Below are 26,449 nucleotides of genomic sequence, written 5' to 3'. Positions count from 1 at the left end.
TACTCATTTGGGTATTAGTATCATTACAAATTCGGGCAATCAGCGGCAGACGTTGGCAAACTGAGGCTAATGATTGCAGGCATTATCAAAATGGGAATCATGCAGCATGGCTTCCGAAATCGCAATCCTCAAACGGCGGAAAAAGCCGTGCTCTGCCCGTTTTGAACGCATTAGCGTGCATACATTTACGCGAGGGGAGATATGGCGATAGAAGCTGCCCGTGCAAGGGTTCCACTAAGCGTTGGGGCGCGTCTTAGCGGGCTTAACCACATCGCTGAACTGCGCGCCCGCTACGGGAGCGATAGCGGGAAAGAGCTGGCGCGGTTTATGGCCGACATGCGCGATAAGCGCGATCCCTTTTTTGAGGAGAACAGCAGGGCGCTGGCCGCTCTCTTTTTCCTGGCGAGATTACCCGTCGCCCGTCATGAGTGCGATATCAGCGAGCTGACCACAGAGGAGAAAAGAGCGCTAATTACCGCGATGAATCATTTTCGTGCTGTTGTGAGTTTATTTCCTGAACGGCTGACCATGCCGTTGTAACCCAACCCAAAAACGAATGGCGTCAACCCGCCGGGCACCCTGTTGCCTGAATTTAAGGAGAACGCGTAATGCGACACAGTGAAAACCGCCCTTATCCGATCGGAAGTGAAGAACTGCAACGTCTGCTGATGGAGGCAAAAAAAGAGGAACGATGCGCGCGCGCCCTTGCGGTCTCCCTGCGTCTGGAGGCGCTGGCAAGCCAGATCTACAAAACCGGCATGAGCGGAGAAGACGTTGCCGAACTGCTGTGCCACGAGGCGGCCCGCTACGAGCGTGAATCCCAGGAGCTGCACTGATGGCCGATTTTATCGATCTTGCCCAGGCGCGCGAGCAGGAAGACAGAGAGCGCCACATTAATAGCGCCCGCAGACGACCCGCATCGCCTTCACGTTTCTTCTGCGAGGAGTGCGAGGCTCCAATACCGCAGGCGCGCCGTATGGCGGTGCCCGGCGTGGCCCTGTGCGTCGCCTGTCAGGAGATCGCGGAGATGAAAAATAAACACGTCCGGGGAGGGTGAGTTGGCTACGTCATTCGCTTATCCGTGGAATGCGCCGCGGACGGCCATTGCCAGCCCTTATCTTACCCATGCCCAGCAGCAGCGTCGCGATCGCTTCTTCGCGGCGCTGCAGCAGGCAAGAATGGCCCTCTCACAGCAGCCTGACTGCGTGCGTTTTGAGGTCTGGCGCGCCGTTGACGCCCTCGAACAGCATCGGGGCAATCCCCAGGCTAACGCCTTTTTGATCCGCTTCTGCAACAGGATATTGCCCCGCCTGCGGCGGGTCTCTGAACGCTATGCCTGCGCAGGTTTGCATGACGCAGTCTCCCGAGCCGTGTTTAAAGGCCATTTCGATACCCAGCTTCTGCAGTACCTTGCCTCGCGAATGGTTGAACTGGTTGCCCGCTATAACCGTCTGCCGGATATGTCCCGCGCGGATATCGACCTGCTGGCCGCCGATATTGCCAGCTTTATTCGCGGCGAGCTGGCGAATATTAACGATGCTGATATGGGCGAATACCAGACGCTCTTCATCTGGTATCAGCGCGCCGGACTGATCGCCCGGCAGTTCAACGTGTCGCCTCCGCACTGGGAGCGGGTGTCGAAGACATTTTTCAACAAAGACGATGTTGCCGCCGCGGTGATGCGGATGTTTTCCGAGGCGTGGTGGCGCGGGCGTTTACGTCGGATCGCGGCTGCCTGGCGCGAGCATTTGCAGATTGCCCTCGGCAACGTCAGCAAAAAGAGAATGGCGTACGCGAGCAAACGCTGCGTGACCGAGTGGCGCGAGCAGAAGCGCCGCACCCGTGAATTTCTCAAGGGCATGGAGCTGGAAGATGAAGAGGGCAACCGCATTAGCCTGATTGAAAAATACGATAGTTCGGTGGCCAACCCGGCGATACGTCGCTGTGAACTCATGACCCGCATTCGCGGGTTTGAAAATATCTGCCAGGCGCTGGGCTATGTGGGCGAATTCTATACCTTAACCGCCCCCGCGCAGTATCACGCTACCGTGAAATCGGGCTACCCCAACGCGAAGTGGAACGGGGCCAGCCCGGCGGATACGCAAGGCTACCTCACCCGGGTGTGGGCGCGCATCCGCGCAAAGCTGCACCGGGAAGGTCGCCGTATCTTTGGTATCCGCGTCGCGGAACCCCATCACGACGGTACGCCCCACTGGCACATGCTGGTGTTTATGCGGCCGGAAGACGTCGAATGCGTTCGCCGGATTATAGGGGACTACGCCCGGGAGGAGGATGCCGCTGAGCTGCAGAGCGAAAGCGCCAGACAGGCTCGCTTTCACGCGGACGCGATCGATCCGCAGAAAGGCAGCGCTACCGGATATATCGCCAAATACATCTCAAAGAATATCGACGGCTATGCGCTCGATGGTGAGACCGATAACGAAAGCGGCGGCCTGCTGAAGGAGACGGCGTCCGCCGTATCGGCCTGGGCAGGGCGCTGGCACATTCGCCAGTTTCAGTTCATCGGCGGCGCGCCGGTAACGGTCTACCGCGAGCTGCGCCGACTGGCTGACGCAGAGACCGCGCGTGGTCTGAGCGTCGAGTTTGCTGCCGTCCATGAAGCTGCCGACGCTGGTGACTGGGCGGGTTACGTCACTGCACAGGGCGGCCCGTTTGTGCGTCGCGATGATTTACAGGTGCGTACGCTGTATGAGCCGGGTACCGGGTTTAACCAGTACGGCGAAGAAACGGTCCGCATCCGCGGCGTGTACGATGCCGCCGTCGGCGCGGGCAGCCCGGTTTTAACCCGGCTCACGCAGTGGAAAATTGTGCCGAAGCGGGCCCAGGAGCCTGAGGATGTATCTGCGCCTTCTCGGAGTTCTGTCAATAACTGTACGCTGAGCGATCTCTCTCAACCCCTTAACCGGCGTGCGAGACGGGCATTAACCGAGCGTATCAGGCACATCCGGCCCGGCGCAGCGGCGCCCTTTGTCTACGAGCGGGATCCGCAGAACGGGGTCCCGGAGAAGGTGATTGATGAAGTTCGGCTCGCCACCGGAATCGCCATCAGTCGCGCAGAGGCCCTGCATCTTATGGCGGGCGGCGTAAGCCGCTTTAACGACAAATGGTGCAGAGGCGCAGCTGACGGAACGCTCTTTCCGGCAGCGCGTTCTTATCAGCATAAGGCGCGGAAAATGCTTGAACGTATTGGGCATTTATCGGATCTGTTCGCTCTGAGAGCACGCTAATCTCCATCGATATCATGCACATACCGTGAAGAGTTCTGATTTTTCGCTTCACTCTTTTTATGAATACGTGCTACTGTATGTTTATACAGTATCTCGTGGTGGAGGTTGTGTGGACAGAGAGTTGAACGAGCAGGTCATGATTGAACGCGTCGAGATGATTGCTCGACTGACGACAGAAGGAACATGTCAGGAAAGAGATCGTGAGATTGCCCTGAATTTGATTGCTGAGATTGCGCGGGGAAATTTAATCAAAAACAACGCGTTTACCGTTGTTTTCTCAGCATCGCCTGTTCCGGAACGCATCAAAAAAGAGGGTAACGTTCGGGTGAACATTACGCTTGATAAAGACCAGCAGATTGGCCATGGCGTCGTCGAGGCCTTCCAGAACGAACTGACCCGCCGAATAAGGTCCCTGTTCCCGTCATCGCGGGTGACCGTGAAAATAGGATCGATGACGGGAGTAGAGCTCCAGGGGCTTGAAGGAGAAGCCGATCGCGAGATGCTGGATAATATTCTCCGGGAAGTCTGGGAAGACGAGAGCTGGCGCTAGCCCAGCGTCATTACCCGAACGCACGCCCTCATTCAGATTTTGCGCTTTCGTTGACCCACGCTTCGCTGCTTGTGGACGGTCTGTTGTGTCCGCGATTGTCCATCCGTCAGCGATAGCGAAAAGGCCGCCAGCCAGGGAAACTCTTCAGTACCTGGTAACCGGATGTTGGGAGCGTCTGATGAAGATCTATGCAATGCAGGGGGACACGCTTGATGCCGTTTGCGCCCGCTATTATGGGCGCACGGCTGGCGTCGTAGAAGCCGTTCTGAAGGCCAATCCTGGCCTCGCGGAGTCAGGCGTTATCTTGCCTCACGGCACGCCGGTAGAGATGCCGGAGGTAAATAGCGCCCCCACCAGAGAATCCGTAAATCTATGGGACTGAGCCTGGAGAAAATCACCACGTTTATCGCCTACTGGCTGGCCGTGGCGCTGGCCTGGTTCGGGGCGATGTCGCCTGAAAAGGTCGCGCTGTACGTGGGGAGTGTTTGCGCCATTTTTACCGCGCTGACGAACTACTGGTTTAAGCGAAAAACCTGGCGCTATCTCCAGTCGCTGGGCCTCGATAAGAAGAGCATTCGTGAACTCAATCATTAAGCGTTGCAGCGTCGCCGGCGTGCTGGCTCTGGCGGTGCTGATGCCCGATTTTCGTTTACTGAAAACGTCCCCTGAGGGGCTGGCGCTGATTGCCGATCTCGAAGGTTGTCGCCTCTCGCCCTATCGGTGCAGCGCTGGGGTATGGACGTCAGGCATTGGCCACACGGCAAACGTTGTGCCGACGCGGAACATTACCGAGCGTGAGGCCGCGGTAAATCTGGTTGCTGATGTGCTCAACGTTGAGCGACGGCTGACGGCGTGCGCGCCGGTGGAGATGCCGCCGCGTGTCTACGACGCGCTGGTGAGTTTTACCTTTAATGTTGGCGCAGGCGCCGCCTGCCGTTCGACTCTGGTGTCTTTTATTAAGCGTAAACAGTGGTCGCAGGCATGCGGCGAGCTTACCCGCTGGGTGTACGTCAACGGCGTCAAAAACACCGGTCTGGAAAACCGCCGTGTCCGCGAAAAGGCCTGGTGCATGAAGGGGCTGCCATGAGAGTCCTCATGCTGCTGCTGGCCGGGCTGCTGGCGATCGCGCTGTGGCTTCGTCATGACAACCAGACCCTGTCCCGTTCCTTAGCCACGGCTAACCGGGTCGCCAGCGAACAAAAAAATGCCCTCGCCACGCTCAACCATCAGCTGTCCCAGTCGCAACGGATGGCCAGAGCAAACGAAAACGCCCAGGTCAGGCTCCGTGAAGAGCTTGTTACTGCGGGCGAGGAGAGGGCAAGACGGGAAGCGACTATCGGGAGATTACTCAATGAAAATGAAGCGTTACGCCGCTGGTATACCGCTCAGCTGCCTGATGCTGTCCGCAGGCTGCACACCCGCACCGCCTGCTCCTCCGCAGCCCATTGTTTACAACGCCTGCCCGAAGGTGAGCCGCTGCCCGATGCCGGGAAGCGAACCCGCCACTAACGGCGATCTCAGCGCCGATATTCGCAGGCTTGAGTACGCCCTTATCGCCTGCGCGCTGCAGGTTGAAACCATTAAAGACTGTCAGGATAAACTCGATGCACAAACTCAAGAGCCTGCGTCAGGCATTAATTGACGCGATCCCCCAACTGAATGCCAACCCGGAGCGCCTGCAGATGTCGGTCGGCAGCGGCAATATAGACGCCCGCCTTGCCTCCTCACTCTCCTTTGAAAAACGGTATGTGCTGAACGCGAAGGTTAGCGGTTTCACGGGCGACAGCGAGGGATTTTTTGTTCCGGTACTGGCCTGGCTGCGGGAAAACCAGCCGGACATTTTTACCCTCGATGACGGACGCAAAAACGGATATACCTTCGCGATCGTCTTAAACGATGACGCTACGATGGATATCAGCATCAGCATGCAATTAACCGAGCGCATTCTTGTTTCCGAGGAACAGGGTGTTCTGCACGCGACCTATTCCCCGGAGCCGCCGCTACCGGAGCCCGTCACGCGTCCGAAGGCGTTGTACATCAACGGTGAGCTGGTCAGCCAGTGGGAGGACTAAGCTCCCCACGCTGAAGGCCGCCAGCCGCCTGCTATCTGGACCGCTTGTTGTATCATCCCGCAGAAAACCCCGTCTCGTTGCTGCCGTTCCTCCTGAACGGCATTCTCTTCTCATGAATACATTAACTTCCATGCACGGTATCGCTCGCGCGATCCGTAATCTGATTCGTATCGGTGTTGTGACCGACGTTGACCTCAACAGAGGGCTTTGTCGTGTCCAGACCGGCGGGATGAAAACCACCTGGCTGAACTGGCTAACCTGCCGTGCGGGACGTTCGCGCGTGTGGTGGGCCCCTTCCGAGGGAGAGCAGGTGCTGCTGCTGGCCATCGGCGGTGAGCTGGATACCGCCTTTGTGCTGCCCGGCATTTTCTCTGACGACCATCCGGCGCCGTCCGGGTCGCCTGACGCATTCCACGTCGCGTTCCCTGACGGCGCGGTGATCGAGTACGAACCCGGACGCGGGGCGCTGACGGTTTCAGGCATTAAAACGGCCGACATTTCCGCTTCTGAATCGCTGACCGCCACCGTGCCGGAAGTGCGGGTGATCTCAACGTCCCGCATCACGCTGGATACGCCTGAAGTGGTGTGTACCAACAAGTTAATTACCGCCTCGCTGGAAGTGCAGAAGGGCGGGGTGATGACCGGAAATATTGAGCACTCCGGCGGTAAATTGACCTCCAACGGAGTGCAGGTGGACAACCACGCGCACGGCAGTGTGCAAAGCGGCGGAAGCTGGACTAAGGGGACACAATGACGGTGCGTTACAGGGGAATGAACAGGCAGACCGGGCTAAGCCTTTCAGAGGCTGACCACATCCGGCAGAGCGTGCGCGACATTCTGGTTACGCCGATTGGCTCGCGGGTCATGCGCCGGGATTACGGCTCGCTGCTGGCGGCGATGATCGACAGGCCGCAGAGCCCGGCGCTGCGCCTGCAGATCATGGCCGCCTGTTATTCCGCCATCCAGAAATGGGAGCCGCGGATAAGCCTGACGGCCATCACTTTCGAACGTTCGGAGAACGACGGGACGTTGTATGTCGATATCACCGGCTCGCGCCCGACCTCCGGACAATCTTTTTCTATCACCATTTCACTGAGTTAAACGCTATGGCTATTGTTGATCTGAGCCAGCTCGCCGCGCCTGATGTCGTGGAGGAGGTGGATTATGAAACGCTGTTGGCAGAACGAAAGGCCACCTTTGTGTCGCTCTATCCGGAAGAGGAGCGAGAGGCGATTGCACGGACGCTGACGCTGGAATCCGAGCCGATTGTGAAGCTGCTGCAGGAGAACGCCTACCGGGAAGTTATCTGGCGCCAGCGTGTAAACGAGGCTGCACGGGCGGTCATGTTGGCCTATGCGGCAGGCCGCGACCTGGACCAGATCGGGGCAAACGCGAACCTTGCGCGTCTGACGATTACCCCTGCTGACGACACCACGTTACCGCCCACTCCGGCTGTGATGGAGTCCGATACCGACTTTCGTCTGCGCATCCAGCAGGCACCGGAAGGGCTGAGCGTGGCCGGTTCGACGGGCGCGTATCAGTTCCATGGCCGCAGTGCAGATGGTCGGGTGGCTGACATTTCCGTCATTAGCCCACAGCCCGCAAACGTCACGGTTTCCGTGCTCTCCCGGGAGAATAACGGCGTAGCGTCTGAGGAACTGCTCGCCGTTGTTCGCAATGCGCTGAACGATGAGGACGTCAGGCCCGTCGCCGACCGCGTGACCGTCCAGTCGGCCAACATTGTCGACTACAGCATTGAAGCATCGCTTTTCCTTTTTCCCGGCCCCGAAAGTGAACCAGTACTCAATGCGGCAAGAGCCCGATTACAGACCTACATCACGGCTCAGCATCGGCTGGGACGCGATATCCGCAAGTCAGCCATTTACGCTGCCCTTCACGTGGAAGGGGTGCAGCGGGTGGAACTGACCGCACCCGCGGCTGACATCGTGCTTGATGAAACTCAGGCCTCCTGGTGCAGCCACTACAGCGTAACCGTGGGGGGAAACGATGAGTAATGCCCGCCTTTTACCGGTCGGCTCATCGGCGCTTGAGGTCGCCGCGGCGCGCGCCTGTGCGGACATCGAAAATACACCGGTTCCGCTGCGCCATCTCTGGAATGCGGACACCTGTCCGGCGAATTTGCTGCCATGGCTGGCGTGGGCGTTTTCGGTTGACCGCTGGGATGAGAACTGGCCGGAGGCCACCAAACGGGAGGTGATCCGCGCCGCGTGGTTTATTCATGCCCACAAGGGAACGATAGGCGCTGTACGTCGCGTGGTGGAGCCGCTTGGCTATCTGATTAATGTTACCGAGTGGTGGCAAACCAACGATCCGCCCGGCACCTTCCGCCTTGATATCGGCGTACTGGACACGGGCATCACCGAGGAAATGTATTACGAAATGGAGAGGCTTATTGCTGATGCAAAGCCTGCCAGCCGCCACCTTATTGGCCTGAATATCATCCAGGACATACCGGGTTATCTCTATACCGGCGCCCTGAGCTATGACGGCGACATCATCACGGTTTATCCCGGATAAGTGAGAGCACAATGACAGTGAAATATAAAACGGTTATCACCAAAGCCGGTGCCGAAAAACTGGCTGCCGCGACCGTCCCGAACGGCAAGAAAGTCAATTTTACGGCGATGGCCGTGGGTGACGGTGGCGGCACATTGCCGGTTCCTGATGCCGGGCAGACGAAGCTGGTTAATGAAGTCTGGCGCCATGGGCTGAATAAAATCAGCCAGGACAAAAAGAATAAAAACTACGTCGTGGCGGAGCTGCTAATTCCTCCTGAGGTTGGCGGTTTCTGGATGCGCGAGATGGGGCTGATTGACGATACTGGGACGCTGATTGCGGTCGGAAATATGGCTGAAAGCTATAAACCCACGCTGGTGGAGGGCTCGGGTCGCGCGCAGACATTGCGAATGGTCATCATGGTAAGCGATATCGCATCCATCGAGCTGACGATTGACACCTCAACGGTGATGGCGACGCAGGATTACGTCGACGGTAAGCTCGCGGAGCACGAGCTTTCGCGGCGCCATCCGGATGCGACCCTTGCTGCGAAGGGCTTTACGCAGCTCAGCAGCGCCATTGACAGTGCTTCCGAGGTGCTCGCAGCAACGCCTAAAGCGGTAAAGGCAGCGTACGATCTGGCTAACGGGAAATACACGGCAGCGGACGCAACGACGGCGCGAAAGGGTATTGTTCAGCTCAGTAGTGCTACCGATAGTGTGTCTGAAGTGCTGGCAGCGACGCCGAAGGCAGTGAAAGTCGCTAACGACAACGCAGCTGTGGCCAATAAAAATGCCAGTGAGCGAGTCAGCAAATTCGGCGACAGTATGACCGGAACGTTGAATCAGGACGCTATAACGCAATCAACCTATAACTTAACGGCACTCTCTAACGCTACGACAGGTAATAAAAATTATCTGCGTAAAATGCGCGGCGGAGCGATGGATACTATCTGGCACGAAACCGTTCAGGGTGGCGAATATCGCCTGGCGACAGGCAGTACAGATTCGCAGGAGGAACTGGCGATTAGCACAAGTACCGGCCTGAGAGTAAGGGGTAATTTCACCTCGCAACTTGGCGGATTTTATTCGGGGGATACTAAAAAACTCTCTTTTTATTCTTCTAATACCTCTGACAAGAATGCAGCTTTGCGCCTTTGGGGTAATGTAGACCGGCCATCTGTAGTCGAACTGGGGGATGACACCGGCTACCATTTTTACTCACAGCGAAATAAAGACGGCTCGCTGTTGTTTCAGACAAACGGTGCGGGACAATTCAGCGGTTATTTACGTTCAAACGGGGAAGTGCAATCTATTTCATCCAATAGTTATCGGATTGCATATGGGGACTACGGCTGCTTCTGGCGTAATGATGGTAATAATCTTTATCTTATGCTGACCAATAAGGGCGATGCTTATGGAAATTACAATGCGCTGCGTCCTTTACGGGTGAGTTTTGAAACCGGGGCGTTGCAATCCGAAACACCTTTTACTGTGGGCAACACCATCTACGCCACAAAGGAAATTACAGCGGGTTATAGCAATTCTTTTGCATGGGCTGAGCAGTACAAAACAAAGGCACCATTTTATAATACCTATTCAACAACTGGAGCGAGTGAATACCACCCCGCGTTAAAACAGCAGGCAAGTATTACCGGGATCAATTCATGGGCTTTTTCCATGGGGTCTCTTGTCGCTGATACCGCTCTTTCATGGCATCTGCACATGAAAGGCAGTGGTGGCCAGGACGTTAACTATAAATGGGATACCAGCGGTAATTTTTCCGCGCCAGGACAAATTATACCGGGCAGCTTCGCTAATTTTGATGGCCGCTATTACACTAAAGCACAATCTGATGCAGGCTATATGGCTAAAACTAGCGCATATACAAAAGCCGAAAGCGATGCGCGTTATAATCTCAAAAATGCAGCCAGTAAGGCAGCGAGCGGTTGGGAGAAAGATAACTCTACGGGCATGATGAAGCAGTGGGGTGTGGCAACGCGTAGTGCTGATTCGACGCGTATTACCTTCCCAACGGCGTTTCCTAACGCCTGTCTCAGCGTGCAGTTAACCTTGCTATTCACCAATGGGTTCCACGACCAAAATATTTACGTGCAAAACCCTGACAGATCAGGTTTCACCTACATAGCGGGCAGTGGCGAAGTTAAAGCTTATTTTGAAGCGCGAGGCTATTAATATGAGTTATATATACTCTCCTGAGAACGGGGCTTTTTATAATGATGAGCTGGAGGCTGATTATCGTTCCGCCGAAACGTGGCCGGATAATTATGTCAGCGTGCTTGATGAAGACTATGTGTCGCTGATGGAGGGACAAGCAGACGGGAAAATAATTATTCCAGATAAAAATGGCTATCCCATATTAGCGGAACCTCCCGCACCAACCTATGAAGAGCGCGTGAGCCAGGCAACGATGCAAAAAAACGCCTTAATGAAAACGGCAAGTGACATTATCACTCCGCTTGAAGATGCAGCCGAACTCGGTATTGCTACCGACGAAGAAGCCGCCGTGCTTTTAGGCTGGAAGCGATACCGGGTCATGCTTAACCGGGTAGATGTAAGCGCCGCCCCGGACATTCAATGGCCCGAACGCCCCGCCTGACTCCCAAACCCTCCATCCGGAGGGTTTTTCGTTTGTTGTGTAATCCTTTCCCCAACCCCAATACGTCGCATCAATCACGCACTCCACAGACAATAGCCTCACCACTAAACGAAGGAGTTAACCGGATGGGCGACTATCACCACGGCGTGGAAGTTATCGAAATCAACGATGGCACCCGCACCATTTCCACCGTCTCGACGGCAATCATCGGTATGGTCTGTACGGCCAGCGATGCTGACGACAAGACATTTCCTTTAAACGAGCCCGTGCTCATTACCAACGTGCAAACTGCGATTGCGAAAGCCGGCAAGGCGGGGACGTTGTCCGCTTCTCTGCAGGCGATTGCTGACCAGTGTAAACCGGTTGTCGTTGTTGTTCGTGTGGCTGAAGGCACCGCTGAAACACCGGAAGAGGCGCGTAAACAGACCGTTTCCAACATCATCGGTACCACCGATGAAAACGGTAAATATACCGGCCTGAAGGCGCTTCTCACGGCGAAAACGGTAACCGGCGTTAAGCCACGTATTCTCGGCGTGCCGGGGCTGGATTCTCAGGAAGTGGCAACCGCGCTGGCCGCGATGTGCCAGAGCCTGCGCGCGTTCGGCTATGTCAGCGCATGGGAATGTAAAACCATTTCTGAGGCGATCGACTACCGCAAAAACTTCAGCCAGCGCGAGCTGATGGTTATCCACCCTGATTTTCTGGCATGGGATACCACCACGAACGCAACGACGACGGCCTGGGCAACCGCTCGCGCGCTTGGCCTGCGCGCCAAAATCGACCAGACCATCGGCTGGCATAAAACCCTGTCAAACGTTGGCGTCAACGGCGTCACGGGCGTAAGCGCTTCTGTCTCCTGGGATCTGCAGGAACAGGCTACCGATGCGAACCTGCTAAACCAGGCGGGCGTCACCACGCTGATTCGCAACGACGGCTTCAAATTCTGGGGTAACCGTACCTGCTCAGACGATCCGTTATTCGTCTTTGAAAACTACACCCGTACCGCGCAGGTGCTGGCCGATACCATGGCGGAAGCGCACGCGTGGGCGATGGATAAACCCATCACCCCAACGCTTATCCGCGACATCGTTTCCGGTATTAATGCCAAGTTCCGCGAGCTGAAAACCAACGGCTATATCGTCGACGGCTCCTGCTGGTATGACCCTGAGTCGAACGACGCAACCACCCTGAAAGCGGGGAAACTGTATATCGATTACGACTACACCCCTGTCCCGCCGCTGGAAAATCTGACCCTGCGCCAGCGCATCACCGATACCTATCTGGCAGACCTGTCAGATTCGGTTAATAGCTAAGGAGCTGAAGCATGGCGTTACCACGCAAACTTAAATACCTGAATATGTTCAACGATGGCCTGAGCTATATGGGCGTTGTTGAGTCAGTGACCCTACCGAAGCTTACCCGCAAGCTGGAGAAGTATCGCGGTGGCGGTATGCCGGGCTCGGTCTCTGTCGATCTCGGTCTGGACGATGATGCCCTGGCGCTGGAGTGGACCGTTGGCGGTCTGCCGGACGCCGCGCTGTGGGCGCAGTACGCCTCTCCAGGCGCGGACAGCGTGCCGCTGCGCTTTACCGGCTCTTTCCAGCGTGATGATACCGGCGAAATCTCCGCCGTCGAAATCGTCATGCGCGGCCGTCATAAAGAGTTTGATGGCGGCGAGAACAAGCAGGGCGAAAGCGGCACCACCAAGATGTCCACCGAGTGCGCGTACTACCAGCTGACCATTGATGGCAAAGAGATCATCGAGATCGACATCATCAACATGGTGCTGAAAGTCGACGGCGTCGATCGTCTGGCTGAACACCGTAAGGCCATCGGCCTGTAACCCTTTAACCGGCCGGGATAGCCGGCCGGTAAGCTAACTTTCAGAAGAGTAATGAAATGGAAAATAGCAACGAGAACGCCATGAACAACAGCTCATACATCGTCACGCTTGATAGCCCCGTTCAGCGCGGCGAGCAAAAAATTGAACAGGTGACGGTCTCCAAACCGAATGCCGGGACTCTGCGTGGGATCTCGCTGGCCTCGCTGGCGCAATCCGACGTTGATGCGCTGATCAAGGTGCTGCCGCGAATGACCTCGCCGGCTCTGACCGAGCATGAAGTTGCGCGTCTGGATGCCTGCGATCTGCTCTCTTTTGCCGGTAAGGTGATCGGTTTTTTGTCACCGGCTTCGGCTCGCTGAGATTTCCCGAAAACCTGTCGGTCGACGATCTGATGGCGGATATCGCGGTGATTTTTCACTGGCCGCCGTCAGAACTGTACTCCCTTAGCGTGACCGAACTCCTCTTATGGCGCGAAAAAGCGCTGCAGCGAAGCGGAAACCACCATGAGTAATAATGTCAGTCTTCAGGAGCTGCTTAAGGCAGTTGATCGTGCAAGCCGACCGCTTAACGCTCTTCACAACGCCAGCCAGACTCTCGCGAGCGATATCCATGATTCGCAGACGGCGCTGGGGGCGCTCGACGAGCAGGCGGGGCGCATTAACGGCTTCAGAAAAGCAAATGCCCAGCTCGCCACGACGGAGCAGTCGCTTGCTCAGGCGAAACAGCAGGCGGCGGCGCTGGCGTTGCAGTTTAAAAACACACAAAACCCTACTCAGGCACAGGCTGATGCGCTGTCCGCAGCCCGAAAATCGGCAGCCAACCTCAAGCTTGAGTACAACAGCTTACGTTACTCGGTACAGCGTCAGCGGACTGAACTCGCTCAGGCGGGAATCAACACGCGAACGCTTTCGTCGGATGAGCGTCGTTTAAAAAGTCAGATCGGCGAAAAAACGCAGCAGCTTAACCGACAGCGGGATGCGCTGGCCCGCGTCAATCAGCAGCAGGCGCAGCTGAGTACCGTTCAGAATCGCTACGAGTCAGGCAAACGCGCTGCCGCGCGGGTGCATCAGCTGGCTAATGCGGGCGTGGGCATGGCCAAAGCGGGCTTTGATCAGACGTCCCGGTTTATGGCGCCTGGCATCAGTTTTGAAAAACAGATGTCGACTATTCAGGCAAGCCTTGGTCTGGAGAAGGGCGACGCCCGGCTTGAGGCCATTCGCCAGCAGGCGCGGGAGGTCAGTGCCAGGACCGGAGTACCCGCAGATACGGTCGTCCGAGCACAAACCGAACTGGCTCGTTCAGGCTACGACGCCGATGGGGTTATTGCTGCCACTGTACCCACGGTTAACCTCAGCCTGGCGGGGAATGTCGACGCGGCTAAAGCGGCCGATATTCTCAGCAGCACGCAGGCCGCCTATAACCTGGCCGATACGGATGCGGGACGCATCGCAGATTTACTTACCCGCGGGTTTACCTCTTCGAACACCAGTCTCGTTGAGATGGCGGCGGCCGTCACCTCCGCTGCGCCCGCTGCGGATGCGACCGATATGGGTCTTGAAGAGACAATCGCGCAGCTTGGCGTTCTGACGGAAAAGGGAATGAACGGTGCCGCCGCCGGGGACGCGCTCAGCGCGATGCTGCGACAGCCACAGGCTCCGGATGCACTGCGTTCAGCCGCGGGTAACGGCGCGCTTGATAAAAAACGCCAGCAGCTGCAGGGGGCAACGGGCAGTGCCGCGCTCGTGGCTACCGTGCAGACCGACAATCTTGACGGCGATATCAGCAAATTCCAGGCCGCGTGGAGCGGGTTGAAGATTGACGTATTTGATAAAGCAGATGGCGCTTTGCGCAACCTGATAACAACCGCAACCGGCTGGCTTGGCACGGCCTCCCTGTGGGTAAATGCCAACCCTGAGCTGACGCAGACCCTTGCCAGCATTGTTGTCGGCGCGCAGGCGTTTGTTGGGGTACTGGGTGGCGTAGGCACGGTTATTGGTCCGGTTTTGACGGGCATCAATATGGTTATTACCGCGGCCGGGATGTTAGGAACGGTATTCAGCGTGGTGGGCGGTGCCGTCATGACGGTGCTGGGCGCCCTTAGCTGGCCGGTGATAGCCCTTGGCGCGGCGATTGCCGCCGGTGCTTTGCTGATTTTCAAATACTGGGAGCCCATCAGCGCCTTCTTTGGTGGGGTGATGGAAGGGCTTTCAACGGCTTTCGCACCGCTGGGTGCGCTGTTCTCACCGGTGATGGCGGTATTTGACGCTATCTCGGAGAAGCTGGGCGGTATCTGGCAATGGTTCACCGACTTGATTACGCCGATCAAGGCGACGCAGGAAACGCTGGATGGCTGTAAAAACGCTGGCGTGATTTTTGGACAGGCGCTGGGTGATGCGTTAATGGCACCGCTTAATCTCTTTAACAGCCTGAGCGGCAAGGCCAGCTGGCTGCTGGAGAAACTCGGTCTTATCAAAAACGAGTCGGGTAATCTCGATGCCGCGGCGGCAAAAGCAGACGCGACATCCTCTCCTGCGGGCAGTTCGTCCATTCCGGTGGCGGGGATCTCTGGCGTCGGCCAGGGGTATCAGCCAACCCTCGTGCCGGGAGGACGCTCTTACGTCGATCAGAGTAAAAGCGAATATCACATCACGCTGCAGGGGGGCACGGCCTCCGCAACGGATCTGACGCGTCAAATCCGGGAGACAATAGATAGCATTGAACAGGATAAAGCGAGACGGCAGCAATCCAGCTTAATGTATGGTTGAGGAGAGATAAAATGTTAATGGTGCTGGGTCTGTTTGTCTTTGAACGACGAACCTTACCCTATCAGACAATGCAGTTTACAAAGGATTACCGCTGGGCGTCCAACGATCGGATCGGGAAACCTAAAGCCTGGCAGTACCTTGGCGAAGGCGAGACATCTTTTACCCTCTCCGGACTGCTTTACCCTGAGCTCACGGGAGGGCGGCTTTCCCTCAAGGCGGTTGAGCTGATGGCGAATGAGGGGCGGGCATGGCCGTTGATAGACGGTACCGGCATCATTCACGGCATGTTTATCATTGAAAAAGTCACGCATACGCATTCGGATTTTTACAGTGACGGTACCGCCCGAAAAATTAATTTTACGCTGGAACTGAAACGCGTGGACGAATCGCTGGTGACGATGTTTGGCGATCTGAGAACCCAGGCCGAAGAGCTGGTGACGAGCGCACGTAATAGCATTGGAGGGCTGGTGGGATGATCACCGAAATGAATATCCGGGCGGGTGGGAAAATCGCCCCTGATTTTATGCTTAAGCTTGACGATCGCGATGTCACACAGAATTTCAGCCACCGTCTTATCAGTCTGAGCATGATCGACAAACGTGGGCTGGAAGCCGATCAGCTGGATATTCAACTGGATGATTCCGACGGGCTACTAGACTTGCCGGCCCGGGGGGCAAGGCTCTCCTTATGGCTGGGATGGGAGGGAACCCCGCTCGAGGAGAAAGGGGACTTTACGATTGATGCGATTCAATTCCGGGGCGCGCCGGACACGCTGACCATCCGGGGATTCAGCGCAGATTTTCGTGGAAAGCTAAACGTGCGGCGCGAACAGTCGTGGCATGACACGACGATCGGCGCGATAGTCAACACTATTGCTCAGCGTAACCAGTTAACTGCCAGCGTTTCGGCAGGTCTTTCATCGATTGCCATTTCTCATATCGATCAGTCTCAGGAGACCGACGCTGCGTTTCTCTCCCGACTGGCCGAACGTAATGGCGCCTTTGTTTCAATCAAAGCCGGGAAGGTTATTTTTATGAAGGCGGGCCATGCCGTGACGGCCAGCGGCACGCCGATTCCCTTAATGATGATTGAGCGTGGGGATGGCGATAAGCACCTTTTTTCCGTCGCTGACCGTGAAAATTATTCCGGCGTGACGGCCAAATGGCTGCAAACGCGCGACCCCAAACAACAAAATACTCAATTGAGTATTTTGCGTCAATCAGGGGGACAGCCTACAGAAGCACTGCAGCACCCGGATGCCGTCGCACCAGTAGCGGAAACAGGAGGCAAGGAGCAGAAGCCGCAAGAGAGGCTGGTGGGATCGGCGGAAAACGTATTTGAGCTCACCACGGTCTATGCCTCTGAAGAGCAGGCGCTCAGGGCCGCAGAGGCTAAGTGGCGCGCGCTTCAGCGGGGAACCGTAGAGTTTTCCATCCAGCTTGCCCTGGGACGCGCCGATCTGTACCCCGAAACGCCGGTGCTGGTAAACGGTTTTAAACGCGTCATCGACGAGCAGGCGTGGATCATCAGCGAAGTGGTGCATACCCTCAACGATAGCGGATTTACCACGCAGCTTAAGCTTGAGCTGAACGTCAGCGACGAAAAATTTACTGTTGATAGTGAGTAATGTAGTTGCTATTGGTTTTATTTTGGGTATTATTGATTCACAAAATGTGAATTAAGTGGAGGGGTACATGTTTCATTGTCCTAAGTGCAAGCATTCAGCGCATGCGCGTACCAGTCGCTATTTAAGTGAAAATACCAAAGAGCGCTATCACCAGTGCACCAATGTTGACTGCAGCTGTACGTTCGTGACGATGGAGTCCGTAGAGCGTCTGATTGCGACCCCTGGTGCCTCTGGAGGTGTCCAGGCGGCTTCGTTGAGCCAGGGTTAGCGGACTTTAAAAAACAACAAAAAAAGCCACTCAATCGAGTGGCTTAATTATTTGATTCTAAAGCTAAAATTTGGTGGCCCCTGCTGGACTTGGACCATCGACCTGGCGATTATGAATTCCAGTTTAAAAGTTTTAAAAATAATAAGTTACTGAGACTTCAATACTTTTTAACGTTGAATAGTGAAGGATATAAAGCATAGTGGATAGTTTTGCTGCCTACTTCTAACGCTTACATAAGTTGAAAAACATCCTGCTGTTGCTATGCTCATAGTTGGCTTGACATTAAGATTTTAATAAACTTTGCCGATAAACCATACAAACATTTGTATGATATGATGGGATTTTATAAAGGAAAAATGCGGAGTTAATATGTCAAGTTTGAGGGACATGGAAGAGCTTATAAGTGATATTGTTGATGTAGAGCTTAAGGAGTATATGCGCGAAGCATTAACTTGCTATATGACAGGGGCCCATCGCGCATGTGTTGTTTTATCTTTTATCGCTATATTTGAAGATCTATTAAGAAAACTAGATGGAATGGCATCCACAAACATAGCAGCAAGAGCCATTTTTACAGAGATAAATAAAAAAAGAGAAGAGCAAAAGGTTTTTGAGAATGATTTACTGAATCGCTTAAAAGCTGAGAAAATAATTACTGAGATAGATGCTGACTTCCTGACAGTACTGAAAACCCTTAGAAACAAAGCAGCGCATCCTTCCGGTCACAAACCAACAGCCGAAGAAGCAAGATATGTCTTTTCTGAAACAATTGGTAGATTCCTTTCTAAACCAATTCTTTCTACAACACAAGTTGCAGATGAAATTATATCAAAGTTAACAAATGCATATTTATTTCCTACAACAAACATACAAGATCATGTCACGGTAGTAAATGAAGGTGTAAAGAATCTTCATCACGATGGTTATTCCTATCTATTAAAAAAACTACTCCAATCACTTGATAATCCGAACGAACAGATCCAAATTAATGCTAAGAGATATCTTCTTGGATTGTCGAGTAATCCTTTGAATGATTATGTTCTCCAACAAATAAAAAAGCAGGTTTTAGAGGCGTGCAGTTCAGATGAAAATAAAACTCAATTATTAATGGAGTCAATTTCGACAAATGCAAGCTTGATAAAGGGTTTAGATGATATCTTCTATTTAAGAATAAATAAAATGTTTGAAAGTATAATTTCAACTACAAGTACAGCAGATCAACATACATATTTAAGACATCCAGTCCAAATAGTAAGAAGTATTCTGGCATTAGACAAAGTTGTATTAGATAAGTTTTTTAGGAATAGTGTTGATGATGTATTGAATAAATATAAATTCAGCCCTGTATTGATGAATGTTGTGAAGCATAAAGAATGGGCTAGAGCTAAATTAATTAGTAATATATTCGCAAAAGCTGGATCTTCAACGTTTGATGAGGCGAACTCTTTCGCTAGAAGTGCTAGTGTTTATGATAAAGATATTGCTTCATTAATGAATGAGATTGAATGTTTTGAATTGATAGTTAATGTCTGCGTTGCAGGTATTTGGGGGGCGTATGGAGCAGAAGGAATGATGAAAGGTAGGTTTAATAACATTCCAAAAATAAAGGAAAAAGCGTCCAAGGCACTTGAGGAGCAACCTGCGGATTGTGACGATGTTATTGATAGTATAAGGCCTGGATTATCTAGCAGTAGCGATTTCAAAAAGGATTTTTTTTGATTAATTGATAAAATTTAGCGATCCAGTGGGTCTCTGATTTGAATGATGGGTAAATGATGAAAATGCATGCTTATGAGTGAAACTGACTGATGTAGGTCAAAATATATTACACATTAATAATCTATTAATTTTTATGATGTTACTGTGCTTATCACATTTTTTCGAAAAGCAAATATGTAATTTTGTTACAAAGGCAACTGACTTTTTTCGCAGCATGTTTTTCATGGTTTCTTTCATTATCAACTTACTCAAGGTGCTCTAGAAATGGCATTACAAAAAAGTGATTGGAAACATGAGGACAATAAACATTATCGGGGATATCTCGATCGTATATATGTGTCAACTACAGAAGAATGGGAGGTTGGCTATTTTGTGGACGAATATCTTAAAGACCACAACAGCACAACCAGTGATAAAAACAGAGATGTAATTATGGAAAATATAGCAGCGTATCCTGGTAAGAAGCCAATTCAACGGACCGAGCTTACGAAATTCTTAGATGGAAAGATTACCTTCACTGCTGCAAAGTAACAGTAAGAAGGGGGCATGCTATTCTGTATCAATCCGCATGATCGTTTAAGGATCTCAATTGACCCAGCCCACCAGTATTGGTGGGCCTTTTCTTATGGCATGCAGGCACATGAAAACTGTTACATAAAGCGGCTAGGCGTGACGGGGCTATGAGCGCACGCTGATATGTATAATTGCCTAATCAAATGTTTTTTCAGTTGCTACATACAAATCACTGGGTATAAAATCAGCAAAATTTCGTTAACTTCTATTATCCCAAAAGTAAGAGTGATTCGATGGCTAATTTGTTAGATTGGAATACACTTCATCACAAAGTACAAGCATACTTGGATCCTGAGAATGGAATCGATAAACCTCAAAAAGCTTTTCCAATTTTGATGGTGGCAACGTTACTAAATGTATCTGATGAAGAGGCTGAAGATGCCATCACTGATGGTTCAATGGATAGAGGTGTTGATGCTGTTTATGTCGATGACCGTGATGGCAGGAATTCTATCCATATCTTTCAGTTTAAATATGCTGATACCTTTGAAAATACTAAAAAAAATTTCCCCAGCAATGAAATCGATAAATTAGTATCATTTTTTGAAGACTTATTGGATTTAAATAAATCTCTCGAGAAAACTTGCAATCCAATATTGTGGAATAAAGTTAAAGAAATTTGGGCTGCTCTTGAGAAAAGTAATCCTTCCATTGAAGTTCATTTTTGTGGTAACACAATGGAAATGCAGATTGGAGAAAAAGAAAGAGCCAATGCATCATTAAGTAAATATAAATATTTTAATGTTCACCATCATAGCTTGGACACTATTGTTAATTATTTTGTTGAAAGAAAGAATAGCGTTATTGATGAGCAGTTACAGATAGTGGATAAGGACTATTTTGACCGTACTGATGGTAGTATTCGGGGGTTAATATGCACTGTTGAAGCCTCTGAAATTGTAAGGGTTATTACAAACCCTGAAAATCCAAAGGAAGTAAGGAAAGAAATTTTTAATGATAATGTAAGAGTTTATTTAAGTCGAACAAATAAAATAAACAGACGCATAATTGAAACTGCATTATCAGATCGCAGTCCGTTATTTTGGTATTTAAATAATGGGATTACTGTAACTTGTGACTCTTTTTCTTATATAAAAGGAAAAAGGGCTCCATTGGTAGAGTTAAAAAATATACAAATCGTGAATGGTGGTCAGACATCTAATGCATTATTTGAAGCTAGTTTAAATTCCGAAGAAGGACTTGAAGATGTTTTGATATTAGTAAGGATAATTGAAACTAAATCTCAACCAGTTAGTCTGGCTATTGCTGAGTCAACGAACAGTCAAACTCCAATTAAGAGTCGAGACCTTCGTTCAAATGATGATATTCAGAAAAAATTAGAGGAAGCCTTTGAAGGCATGGGGCTTTTTTATGATAGAAAGGACGGACAGCATTCGAACCAGCCAAGAAGTGTCAGAGTTGATGCTTTGAGTGCCGGGCAGGCTCATTTAGCGTATTCGCTAGATTTACCTGAAGTAGCTAAAAAGGATAGGGGAAGAATTTTTTCAGATCTTTATGAGACTGTATTTACAGATGAGTTAATGGCTGATGATCTTCTGGCATCTATCAAAGTACTTTCAGTTATTGAAAATAAGAAAAAAATATTGCAATCATCTATCAGAAAAGAAGAGAAGTTCAATCCAACGCATATGTTTTTAATTGATGGCGCTTATCACGTTTTATTTGCTGTTGGACAAATTTGTGATGCTAAAGGCGTTGATAGATTGAATTATCAAAAAGCAATTACGTTTGTTCCTGCTGCGATAAAATACATAAGTGAAATGGTCGAAAAAGCACAGTGTGATGATGCTTCATTTTCATTTAATCGGTATTTTAAAGACGCTAAGACTAAAACTAAGATTGCTGCTTATATTCAGGGTATGGAAAAAAGTTTGTAAGTTACAGGGGCGCTAAGCCTGAGTTTTCAGGCTTAGCAAGAAATGTAAGTAGTATTTTTTTATATCAATAAGATGGTATTTATATCCAGCCTTTATATTGACTAATTTATATTATATGAATGTGCTTAAAAATTGATCGCTTTGTCACTTAGCCAAGAAATAAATTCAGTTAGACGTTTCTGTAAAGGCAATAGTTCGTAGCACACAAATACTTGTGCGGCTTTCTTCACATCCCAAAATCCTCCAGCATTGCTTGGAATAAACCCCATCATCTGTGGCGGTACATGGTGCGCTGCCATCTTGTCATTGCGGCTTACGTTCTTTATATTCAAAATCTCATCCTTTACCGCCACTTCTGACAGCGGGATGATCTGGATGCCGTCCTTTTTACCGTTTGGCGAGTACATAAATAGATTTCGGAAGTTGCATGGCCCTTTGGTACTTTTCATCGCATGACCGTCTTACAATTCGCGCGTAGTGAAGATTTCCGTGAAATCCTGAACACGCGACATGAAAAGTCCTGGCACAAGACAACGGTGGGCGAAGTAGTGAAGGATATCGCCGACAGGCTTAAATTAAAGATGGGCAGGGGCAGGGCCTGATGGGCAAGCCTGTGGATCATCTTGACCAGACGAATGAAAGTGATGCCAGCTTTTCGATTAAGCTGGCGCGGCAGTACCGGATGATAGCCTCAGTTAAGGACGGCAATCTGTTGTTTATCCGCTAGGGGCAGGGCAGAACGGCAAGCGATAAGCCGCTACCGGTTATCACCATAACCCGCTAGGCCGGTGACGGTCATCGTTTTACCCTAGCCAATCACGATGCCTGTACAGGGGGAATTGGCAGCTGGCTTCATACCCGTAAGCCAAAGAAAAAAGAGACTTCAAAGGTTAAGCGGCGTCGAAAGAAAACCACCGAGGCAAAAGAGCCGGAAGCAAAAAAGGGAGATTACCTGGTTGGAACGGTTGAAAATGTGCTGGTATTCAACCGGACCTATGCTAACCGCAGCAGTGCGGAGCGTGCAGCTAAGACGCAGTGGGAGCGCCTGTAGCGCGGGGTAGCAATCTTTTCCCTGCAGTTCGCAGAGCTAGGGCTGATCTATATACTGAAGTGCCGGTGAAGGTGAGCGGCTTTAAACAGTCAATTGGTGATGCCGAATGGACCATTACCTCGCTGACGCACAATGTCAGCGTGGATAGCGGTTCCATGACAAATTTAGAACTTGAGGTGAGAATTGATGATTTAGAAATGGAATGATTACTTCACAAAATGGAGTTATGTTGTTTCATTATTGCGATTACAGCAAAAGTGGGGGGAAGATTAAAATGATGAATTGTCCGTTGTGTGGTCAAGCCGCATATACACGCAGCAGCTTTGAAGTTTCCCGCTAAACCAAAGAGCGTTATAACCAGTGCACAAATATTGAATGTGGGCACACTTTTGTTACTCATGAAGCGTTCGTTAAGTCTGTTTATCGGCCTCAAACAATCAGTTCTGCGCCTCCGCATCCGAAGGGGTTGCATCAACAACTTTCGTACTGGTCCGCTGCTGGCGGGTTTTTTATGGAATTCCTGCTGCCATTTCGCTGCCAATAGGATTTGAATAAACAAAAAGGCCACTCGCGTGAGTGGCCTAAGTGTATGTACTGCTTAAATTTGGTGGCCCCTGCTGGACTTGAACCAGCGACCAAGCGATTATGAGTCGCCTGCTCTAACCACTGAGCTAAGGGGCCGTGGCGGTGAATTATAAAGTAACTCCCCGCAGCAATCCAGCCATTCACACCTGCCTGCTGTTTTTATAAACAACGCATAATCAATCCTTTATACTTCCATAACGATGTATCAGCGGGAGTAAAGATGATCAACGATATTCTGGCCCCTGGCCTGCGGGTGGTGTTCTGCGGAATTAACCCGGGCAAGTCCTCGGCGCACACCGGTTTTCACTTTGCCCATCCGGGCAATCGCTTCTGGAAGGTGATCTATCAGGCCGGGTTTACCGACAGGTTACTCAAGCCTGAAGAGGAGCAGCACCTGCTGGACACGCGCTGCGGCATAACCATGCTGGTCGAGCGGCCGACGGTGCAGGCAAGCGAGGTCAACCTGCATGAACTGCGCAGCGGCGGGCGGGAGCTGGTGAAGAAGATTGAAGACTACCAGCCTGCCGCGCTGGCAATCCTCGGCAAGCAGGCCTACGAGCAGGCATTTAGCCAGCGCGGGGCTAAGTGGGGTAAGCAGAGCATTATGATTGGCGTGACGCAGGTGTGGGTGTTGCCGAACCCGAGTGGGCTCAACAGGGCGACGCTGGACAAGCTGGTAGAGGCGTATCGGGAGCTGGATGAGGCGCTGATGGTGCGGGGGCTTTAAGCCTCTGCGGCCTGATGCCCTCACCCTCTCCCCACATGACTGAGGGATCCCCACAACGTTATGGCAGCACGGAACAGTCCCCTCGCCCCTCCGGGGAGAGGGTTAGGGTGAGGGGAATATACGGCCGTGGTGGTCATTCCGTTCACTTTATGTTCCTTGCTACTCTGTCACGACATGACCTGTGAACGTGCCAGGGTGGCTCAGTCGCCACCACCCTGGCGACCCGGGCTCCCGGCGGTAAATCGCCGCTTCGCGGTGCCCTCGGCTTATTCCTTCCGGCTTATCGGGTACGGGCGGAGGTAACGTACCTGTAAAGCCCGCCCTCTCGGCGCATCCATGCGCCTCGCCCCGGCCTGCAGGAAACGCCTCAGCGATTTACAGCCGGACCAGAGCATCGCTGAAAGTCTTCACTCGTTCTGAAACAAGGTTATTGCTTCTGCTTATAAATTACTGGGGAGCCCACAGTCCAAAGGGAGAGGGAATAAACAAAAAAAAAGCTCCCGATTGGGAGCTTTTTCACGGTCAGGACAGGTTAGTCGTCCAGGAAGCTACGCAGTACTTCAGAGCGGCTTGGATGACGCAGCTTACGCAGCGCCTTCGCTTCGATCTGACGGATACGTTCGCGGGTAACGTCGAACTGTTTACCCACTTCTTCCAGCGTGTGGTCGGTGTTCATATCGATACCGAAACGCATACGCAGGACTTTCGCTTCACGGGCGGTCAGGCCAGCCAGAACGTCGTGTGTTGCGGCACGCAGGCTCTCGGTGGTGGCAGAGTCCAGCGGCAGCTCGAGGGTGGTATCCTCGATGAAATCACCCAGATGCGAATCTTCATCATCACCGATTGGTGTTTCCATGGAGATTGGTTCTTTGGCGATCTTCAGCACTTTACGGATCTTGTCTTCCGGCATCAGCATGCGCTCGGCCAGCTCTTCTGGCGTCGGCTCGCGGCCCATCTCCTGCAGCATCTGGCGGGAAATACGGTTGAGCTTGTTGATGGTCTCAATCATATGCACCGGAATACGGATGGTGCGCGCCTGATCCGCGATAGAGCGGGTGATAGCCTGACGGATCCACCAGGTTGCGTAGGTGGAGAACTTGTAACCACGACGGTATTCAAACTTATCTACCGCTTTCATCAGACCGATGTTGCCTTCCTGAATCAGATCCAGGAACTGCAGACCACGGTTGGTGTATTTCTTAGCGATAGAGATAACCAGACGCAAGTTCGCTTCAACCATCTCTTTCTTCGCACGGCGGGCTTTCGCTTCACCGATGGACATGCGACGGTTGATATCTTTGACCTGCTCGATGGTCAGGCCGGTCTCTTCTTCAATCTGCTGCAGCTTCTGCAGACCACGATAGACATCGTCCTTCACGTCGTGCAGTTTTTCAGACCATGGCTTGTTCATCGCGATAGCCGCGTTGAACCAGGTTTCGCTGGTTTCGTTGCCGGTGAAGAGGGTGATGAAGTTCTTCTTCGGCATTTTGCACTGCTCAACGCACAGCTTCATGATGATACGTTCCTGGGTGCGTACGCGATCCATCATCACGCGCATGCTGTTCACCAGGTAGTCGAACTGTTTTGGCACCAGGCGGAACTGTTTAAACACTTCAGACAGCTTCAGGATCTCTTCCTGAGCGGCAGCGTGGCTGCGGCCTTTCGCTTTGATGGTGTCACGCGTCACTTCGTACTGGGTACGCAGCTCGGCAAACTTCTCGCGCGCCAGTTCCGGGTCGATGCTGTTGTCATCGTCCGCGGTGTCGTCGTCGCTCTCTTCCTCATCTTCGTCTTCGTCGTCATCCATCTCTTCCTGAGACAGCTCAGAACCGACGTGAGTGGCGGTAGGCGCCATATCTTCTTCAGCGTTCGGGTCGACAAAACCGGTGATCAGGTCAGACAGGCGCGCTTCTTCCGCTTCAACGCGATCGTACTGCTCCAGCAGATAGGTGATCGCTTCCGGGTACTCTGCAACAGAGCACTGAACCTGGTTGATCCCGTCTTCGATGCGTTTTGCGATGTCAATTTCGCCTTCGCGGGTCAACAGTTCAACGGTACCCATTTCGCGCATGTACATGCGGACCGGGTCAGTGGTACGCCCGATTTCAGATTCCACGCTGGACAGTACCTGTGCAGCAGCTTCTTCCGCATCTTCGTCAGTGTTGTTGGAGGTTTCAGCCAGCAACAGATCATCGGCATCCGGTGCTTCTTCCATCACCTGAATGCCCATGTCATTGATCATTTGGATGATGTCTTCGATTTGATCTGAATCGACGATATCTTCCGGCAGATGGTCATTGACCTCGGCATAGGTCAGATAGCCTTGCTCCTTACCACGTTGGACAAGAAGTTTCAGCTGTGACTGCGGGTTTTGCTCCATAAGACGG

At 52.2% G+C, this 26,449-nt stretch carries 30 protein-coding genes, 1 tRNA gene and 3 pseudogenes; 31 read left to right on the top strand and 3 right to left on the bottom strand.

What is annotated here, in order from left to right; genetic code table 11:
• The first annotated feature begins 201 nt into the window (after positions 1–201).
• From BMW97_RS12320 to BMW97_RS12185, 28 genes are all read left to right on the top strand, one after another.
• Positions 202–540 (top strand): DUF5347 domain-containing protein, encoded by a 339-nt coding sequence (locus BMW97_RS12320; protein WP_023616298.1) that lies wholly within the window; start codon positions 202–204, stop codon positions 538–540.
• A gap of 68 nt (positions 541–608) precedes the next feature.
• On the top strand, positions 609–836 hold the full coding sequence (locus BMW97_RS12315) for a DUF2732 family protein (protein ID WP_045910039.1): 228 nt from the start codon (positions 609–611) through the stop codon (positions 834–836).
• Complete coding sequence (locus BMW97_RS12310; RefSeq protein ID WP_045910038.1) at positions 836–1,057, top strand: TraR/DksA family transcriptional regulator; 222 nt, start codon at positions 836–838, stop codon at positions 1,055–1,057. Before BMW97_RS12315 ends, BMW97_RS12310 begins: the two co-directional genes overlap by 1 nt.
• A 1-nt stretch (position 1,058) precedes the next feature.
• Positions 1,059–3,248, top strand: coding sequence for a replication endonuclease (locus BMW97_RS12305; RefSeq protein ID WP_045910037.1), 2,190 nt, complete (start codon positions 1,059–1,061; stop codon positions 3,246–3,248).
• Positions 3,249–3,357: 109 nt separating this feature from the next.
• The gene (locus BMW97_RS12300; protein ID WP_023616189.1) at positions 3,358–3,798 is read left to right on the top strand and encodes a DinI-like family protein; all 441 of its coding nucleotides are present in this window, start codon (positions 3,358–3,360) and stop codon (positions 3,796–3,798) included.
• A 178-nt stretch (positions 3,799–3,976) separates the two neighbouring features.
• Complete coding sequence (locus BMW97_RS12295) at positions 3,977–4,180, top strand: tail protein X (protein WP_045910036.1); 204 nt, start codon at positions 3,977–3,979, stop codon at positions 4,178–4,180.
• Positions 4,171–4,392 (top strand): phage holin family protein, encoded by a 222-nt coding sequence (locus BMW97_RS12290; protein ID WP_023616187.1) that lies wholly within the window; start codon positions 4,171–4,173, stop codon positions 4,390–4,392. The genes BMW97_RS12295 and BMW97_RS12290 overlap by 10 nt, the downstream gene beginning before the upstream one ends.
• Positions 4,376–4,885 carry a lysozyme gene (locus tag BMW97_RS12285; protein ID WP_090392879.1) on the top strand — a complete coding sequence of 170 codons (510 nt, stop codon included), beginning with the start codon at positions 4,376–4,378 and terminating at the stop codon, positions 4,883–4,885. Before BMW97_RS12290 ends, BMW97_RS12285 begins: the two co-directional genes overlap by 17 nt.
• Entirely contained in the window at positions 4,882–5,307 is a 426-nt protein-coding gene (gene lysB, locus BMW97_RS24335; RefSeq protein ID WP_090392877.1) for an Rz-like lysis system protein LysB, read from the top strand. The genes BMW97_RS12285 and lysB overlap by 4 nt, the downstream gene beginning before the upstream one ends.
• Positions 5,195–5,440: an Rz1-like lysis system protein LysC gene (gene lysC, locus BMW97_RS24180; protein WP_229226321.1), complete on the top strand. Its 246-nt coding sequence runs from the start codon at positions 5,195–5,197 to the stop codon at positions 5,438–5,440. Before lysB ends, lysC begins: the two co-directional genes overlap by 113 nt.
• The gene (locus BMW97_RS12270; RefSeq protein WP_045910033.1) at positions 5,403–5,870 is read left to right on the top strand and encodes a phage tail protein; all 468 of its coding nucleotides are present in this window, start codon (positions 5,403–5,405) and stop codon (positions 5,868–5,870) included. Before lysC ends, BMW97_RS12270 begins: the two co-directional genes overlap by 38 nt.
• A gap of 112 nt (positions 5,871–5,982) precedes the next feature.
• On the top strand, positions 5,983–6,624 hold the full coding sequence (locus BMW97_RS12265) for a phage baseplate assembly protein V (RefSeq protein ID WP_045910032.1): 642 nt from the start codon (positions 5,983–5,985) through the stop codon (positions 6,622–6,624).
• Positions 6,621–6,971 carry a GPW/gp25 family protein gene (locus BMW97_RS12260; protein WP_045910031.1) on the top strand — a complete coding sequence of 117 codons (351 nt, stop codon included), beginning with the start codon at positions 6,621–6,623 and terminating at the stop codon, positions 6,969–6,971. Before BMW97_RS12265 ends, BMW97_RS12260 begins: the two co-directional genes overlap by 4 nt.
• 5 nt (positions 6,972–6,976) lie before the next feature.
• Positions 6,977–7,885, top strand: a complete 909-nt coding sequence (locus tag BMW97_RS12255) for a baseplate assembly protein (protein ID WP_045910030.1) — start codon at positions 6,977–6,979, stop codon at positions 7,883–7,885.
• A complete protein-coding gene (locus BMW97_RS12250) occupies positions 7,878–8,408 on the top strand; it encodes a phage tail protein I (protein WP_023616181.1) in 531 nt (176 codons plus the stop codon). The genes BMW97_RS12255 and BMW97_RS12250 overlap by 8 nt, the downstream gene beginning before the upstream one ends.
• An 11-nt stretch (positions 8,409–8,419) precedes the next feature.
• Positions 8,420–10,582, top strand: a complete 2,163-nt coding sequence (locus tag BMW97_RS24330; RefSeq protein WP_045910029.1) for a phage tail protein — start codon at positions 8,420–8,422, stop codon at positions 10,580–10,582.
• Between the two features lies 1 nt (position 10,583).
• Complete coding sequence (locus BMW97_RS12240) at positions 10,584–11,006, top strand: tail fiber assembly protein (protein WP_045910028.1); 423 nt, start codon at positions 10,584–10,586, stop codon at positions 11,004–11,006.
• 125 nt (positions 11,007–11,131) lie between these two features.
• The gene (locus BMW97_RS12235; protein WP_023616179.1) at positions 11,132–12,319 is read left to right on the top strand and encodes a phage tail sheath protein; all 1,188 of its coding nucleotides are present in this window, start codon (positions 11,132–11,134) and stop codon (positions 12,317–12,319) included.
• A gap of 11 nt (positions 12,320–12,330) precedes the next feature.
• On the top strand, positions 12,331–12,849 hold the full coding sequence (locus BMW97_RS12230; RefSeq protein WP_045910027.1) for a phage major tail tube protein: 519 nt from the start codon (positions 12,331–12,333) through the stop codon (positions 12,847–12,849).
• 56 nt (positions 12,850–12,905) lie between these two features.
• Entirely contained in the window at positions 12,906–13,208 is a 303-nt protein-coding gene (locus BMW97_RS12225) for a phage tail assembly protein (RefSeq protein ID WP_045910026.1), read from the top strand.
• A 32-nt stretch (positions 13,209–13,240) separates the two neighbouring features.
• Entirely contained in the window at positions 13,241–13,360 is a 120-nt protein-coding gene (locus BMW97_RS12220) for a GpE family phage tail protein (RefSeq protein WP_023616176.1), read from the top strand.
• Positions 13,353–15,614 carry a phage tail tape measure protein gene (locus tag BMW97_RS12215; RefSeq protein ID WP_045910025.1) on the top strand — a complete coding sequence of 754 codons (2,262 nt, stop codon included), beginning with the start codon at positions 13,353–13,355 and terminating at the stop codon, positions 15,612–15,614. Before BMW97_RS12220 ends, BMW97_RS12215 begins: the two co-directional genes overlap by 8 nt.
• Before the next feature lie 11 nt (positions 15,615–15,625).
• The gene (locus BMW97_RS12210) at positions 15,626–16,090 is read left to right on the top strand and encodes a phage tail protein (RefSeq protein ID WP_045910024.1); all 465 of its coding nucleotides are present in this window, start codon (positions 15,626–15,628) and stop codon (positions 16,088–16,090) included.
• Positions 16,087–17,241, top strand: coding sequence for a phage late control D family protein (locus BMW97_RS12205; protein WP_045910023.1), 1,155 nt, complete (start codon positions 16,087–16,089; stop codon positions 17,239–17,241). The genes BMW97_RS12210 and BMW97_RS12205 overlap by 4 nt, the downstream gene beginning before the upstream one ends.
• Before the next feature lie 67 nt (positions 17,242–17,308).
• Positions 17,309–17,509 carry an ogr/Delta-like zinc finger family protein gene (locus BMW97_RS12200; RefSeq protein ID WP_045910022.1) on the top strand — a complete coding sequence of 67 codons (201 nt, stop codon included), beginning with the start codon at positions 17,309–17,311 and terminating at the stop codon, positions 17,507–17,509.
• Positions 17,510–17,878: 369 nt separating this feature from the next.
• Positions 17,879–19,228: a DUF4145 domain-containing protein gene (locus BMW97_RS12195; RefSeq protein ID WP_045910021.1), complete on the top strand. Its 1,350-nt coding sequence runs from the start codon at positions 17,879–17,881 to the stop codon at positions 19,226–19,228.
• Positions 19,229–19,492: 264 nt separating this feature from the next.
• On the top strand, positions 19,493–19,759 hold the full coding sequence (locus BMW97_RS12190) for a hypothetical protein (protein WP_045910020.1): 267 nt from the start codon (positions 19,493–19,495) through the stop codon (positions 19,757–19,759).
• 275 nt (positions 19,760–20,034) lie between these two features.
• Positions 20,035–21,699 carry an AIPR family protein gene (locus BMW97_RS12185; RefSeq protein WP_045910018.1) on the top strand — a complete coding sequence of 555 codons (1,665 nt, stop codon included), beginning with the start codon at positions 20,035–20,037 and terminating at the stop codon, positions 21,697–21,699.
• 125 nt (positions 21,700–21,824) lie between these two features.
• Here BMW97_RS12185 and BMW97_RS12180 read toward each other — a convergent pair.
• Positions 21,825–22,154 (bottom strand): annotated as a pseudogene (locus tag BMW97_RS12180) (capsid portal protein); the annotation flags it as partial.
• Here BMW97_RS12180 and BMW97_RS24325 point away from each other — a divergent pair.
• Positions 22,148–22,956, top strand: a pseudogene (locus BMW97_RS24325) (contractile injection system protein, VgrG/Pvc8 family); the annotation flags it as partial. The pseudogenes BMW97_RS12180 and BMW97_RS24325 overlap by 7 nt on opposite strands.
• Before the next feature lie 68 nt (positions 22,957–23,024).
• Positions 23,025–23,294 (top strand): annotated as a pseudogene (locus BMW97_RS12170) (ogr/Delta-like zinc finger family protein).
• Positions 23,295–23,355: 61 nt separating this feature from the next.
• On the opposite strand, the gene BMW97_RS12165 reads toward BMW97_RS12170, so the two are convergent.
• Positions 23,356–23,431, bottom strand: a tRNA-Ile gene (locus BMW97_RS12165).
• 124 nt (positions 23,432–23,555) lie between these two features.
• On the opposite strand from BMW97_RS12165, the gene mug reads away from it, so the two are divergent.
• Positions 23,556–24,062 carry a G/U mismatch-specific DNA glycosylase gene (gene mug / locus BMW97_RS12160; RefSeq protein ID WP_008503183.1) on the top strand — a complete coding sequence of 169 codons (507 nt, stop codon included), beginning with the start codon at positions 23,556–23,558 and terminating at the stop codon, positions 24,060–24,062.
• A gap of 532 nt (positions 24,063–24,594) precedes the next feature.
• On the opposite strand, the gene rpoD is transcribed toward mug, so the two are convergent.
• The gene (rpoD, locus tag BMW97_RS12155) at positions 24,595–26,442 is read right to left on the bottom strand and encodes an RNA polymerase sigma factor RpoD (RefSeq protein WP_023333459.1); all 1,848 of its coding nucleotides are present in this window, start codon (positions 26,440–26,442) and stop codon (positions 24,595–24,597) included.
• Positions 26,443–26,449: the final 7 nt, after the last annotated feature.

The sequence above is a fragment of the Enterobacter sp. NFIX58 genome (assembly GCF_900110475.1).
GTDB classification, from domain to species: Bacteria; Pseudomonadota; Gammaproteobacteria; order Enterobacterales; family Enterobacteriaceae; genus Enterobacter; species Enterobacter quasiroggenkampii.
The sequence above is the reverse complement of the archived record's forward strand: the minus strand, read 5'-3'. Positions and strand labels throughout refer to the sequence as shown.

Coding starts and splice junctions, on each gene's coding strand:
- BMW97_RS12320 (WP_023616298.1), top strand. CDS start 202: ATGGCGATAGAAGCTGCCCGTGCAAGGGTTCCACTAAGCGTTGGGGCG.
- BMW97_RS12315 (WP_045910039.1), top strand. CDS start 609: ATGCGACACAGTGAAAACCGCCCTTATCCGATCGGAAGTGAAGAACTG.
- BMW97_RS12310 (WP_045910038.1), top strand. CDS start 836: ATGGCCGATTTTATCGATCTTGCCCAGGCGCGCGAGCAGGAAGACAGA.
- BMW97_RS12295 (WP_045910036.1), top strand. CDS start 3,977: ATGAAGATCTATGCAATGCAGGGGGACACGCTTGATGCCGTTTGCGCC.
- BMW97_RS12290 (WP_023616187.1), top strand. CDS start 4,171: ATGGGACTGAGCCTGGAGAAAATCACCACGTTTATCGCCTACTGGCTG.
- lysB (WP_090392877.1), top strand. CDS start 4,882: ATGAGAGTCCTCATGCTGCTGCTGGCCGGGCTGCTGGCGATCGCGCTG.
- lysC (WP_229226321.1), top strand. CDS start 5,195: ATGCTGTCCGCAGGCTGCACACCCGCACCGCCTGCTCCTCCGCAGCCC.
- BMW97_RS12270 (WP_045910033.1), top strand. CDS start 5,403: ATGCACAAACTCAAGAGCCTGCGTCAGGCATTAATTGACGCGATCCCC.
- BMW97_RS12265 (WP_045910032.1), top strand. CDS start 5,983: ATGAATACATTAACTTCCATGCACGGTATCGCTCGCGCGATCCGTAAT.
- BMW97_RS12260 (WP_045910031.1), top strand. CDS start 6,621: ATGACGGTGCGTTACAGGGGAATGAACAGGCAGACCGGGCTAAGCCTT.
- BMW97_RS12255 (WP_045910030.1), top strand. CDS start 6,977: ATGGCTATTGTTGATCTGAGCCAGCTCGCCGCGCCTGATGTCGTGGAG.
- BMW97_RS12250 (WP_023616181.1), top strand. CDS start 7,878: ATGAGTAATGCCCGCCTTTTACCGGTCGGCTCATCGGCGCTTGAGGTC.
- BMW97_RS24330 (WP_045910029.1), top strand. CDS start 8,420: ATGACAGTGAAATATAAAACGGTTATCACCAAAGCCGGTGCCGAAAAA.
- BMW97_RS12240 (WP_045910028.1), top strand. CDS start 10,584: ATGAGTTATATATACTCTCCTGAGAACGGGGCTTTTTATAATGATGAG.
- BMW97_RS12235 (WP_023616179.1), top strand. CDS start 11,132: ATGGGCGACTATCACCACGGCGTGGAAGTTATCGAAATCAACGATGGC.
- BMW97_RS12230 (WP_045910027.1), top strand. CDS start 12,331: ATGGCGTTACCACGCAAACTTAAATACCTGAATATGTTCAACGATGGC.
- BMW97_RS12225 (WP_045910026.1), top strand. CDS start 12,906: ATGGAAAATAGCAACGAGAACGCCATGAACAACAGCTCATACATCGTC.
- BMW97_RS12220 (WP_023616176.1), top strand. CDS start 13,241: ATGGCGGATATCGCGGTGATTTTTCACTGGCCGCCGTCAGAACTGTAC.
- BMW97_RS12215 (WP_045910025.1), top strand. CDS start 13,353: ATGAGTAATAATGTCAGTCTTCAGGAGCTGCTTAAGGCAGTTGATCGT.
- BMW97_RS12210 (WP_045910024.1), top strand. CDS start 15,626: ATGTTAATGGTGCTGGGTCTGTTTGTCTTTGAACGACGAACCTTACCC.
- BMW97_RS12205 (WP_045910023.1), top strand. CDS start 16,087: ATGATCACCGAAATGAATATCCGGGCGGGTGGGAAAATCGCCCCTGAT.
- BMW97_RS12200 (WP_045910022.1), top strand. CDS start 17,309: ATGTTTCATTGTCCTAAGTGCAAGCATTCAGCGCATGCGCGTACCAGT.
- BMW97_RS12195 (WP_045910021.1), top strand. CDS start 17,879: ATGTCAAGTTTGAGGGACATGGAAGAGCTTATAAGTGATATTGTTGAT.
- BMW97_RS12190 (WP_045910020.1), top strand. CDS start 19,493: ATGGCATTACAAAAAAGTGATTGGAAACATGAGGACAATAAACATTAT.
- BMW97_RS12185 (WP_045910018.1), top strand. CDS start 20,035: ATGGCTAATTTGTTAGATTGGAATACACTTCATCACAAAGTACAAGCA.
- mug (WP_008503183.1), top strand. CDS start 23,556: ATGATCAACGATATTCTGGCCCCTGGCCTGCGGGTGGTGTTCTGCGGA.
- rpoD (WP_023333459.1), bottom strand. CDS start 26,442: ATGGAGCAAAACCCGCAGTCACAGCTGAAACTTCTTGTCCAACGTGGT.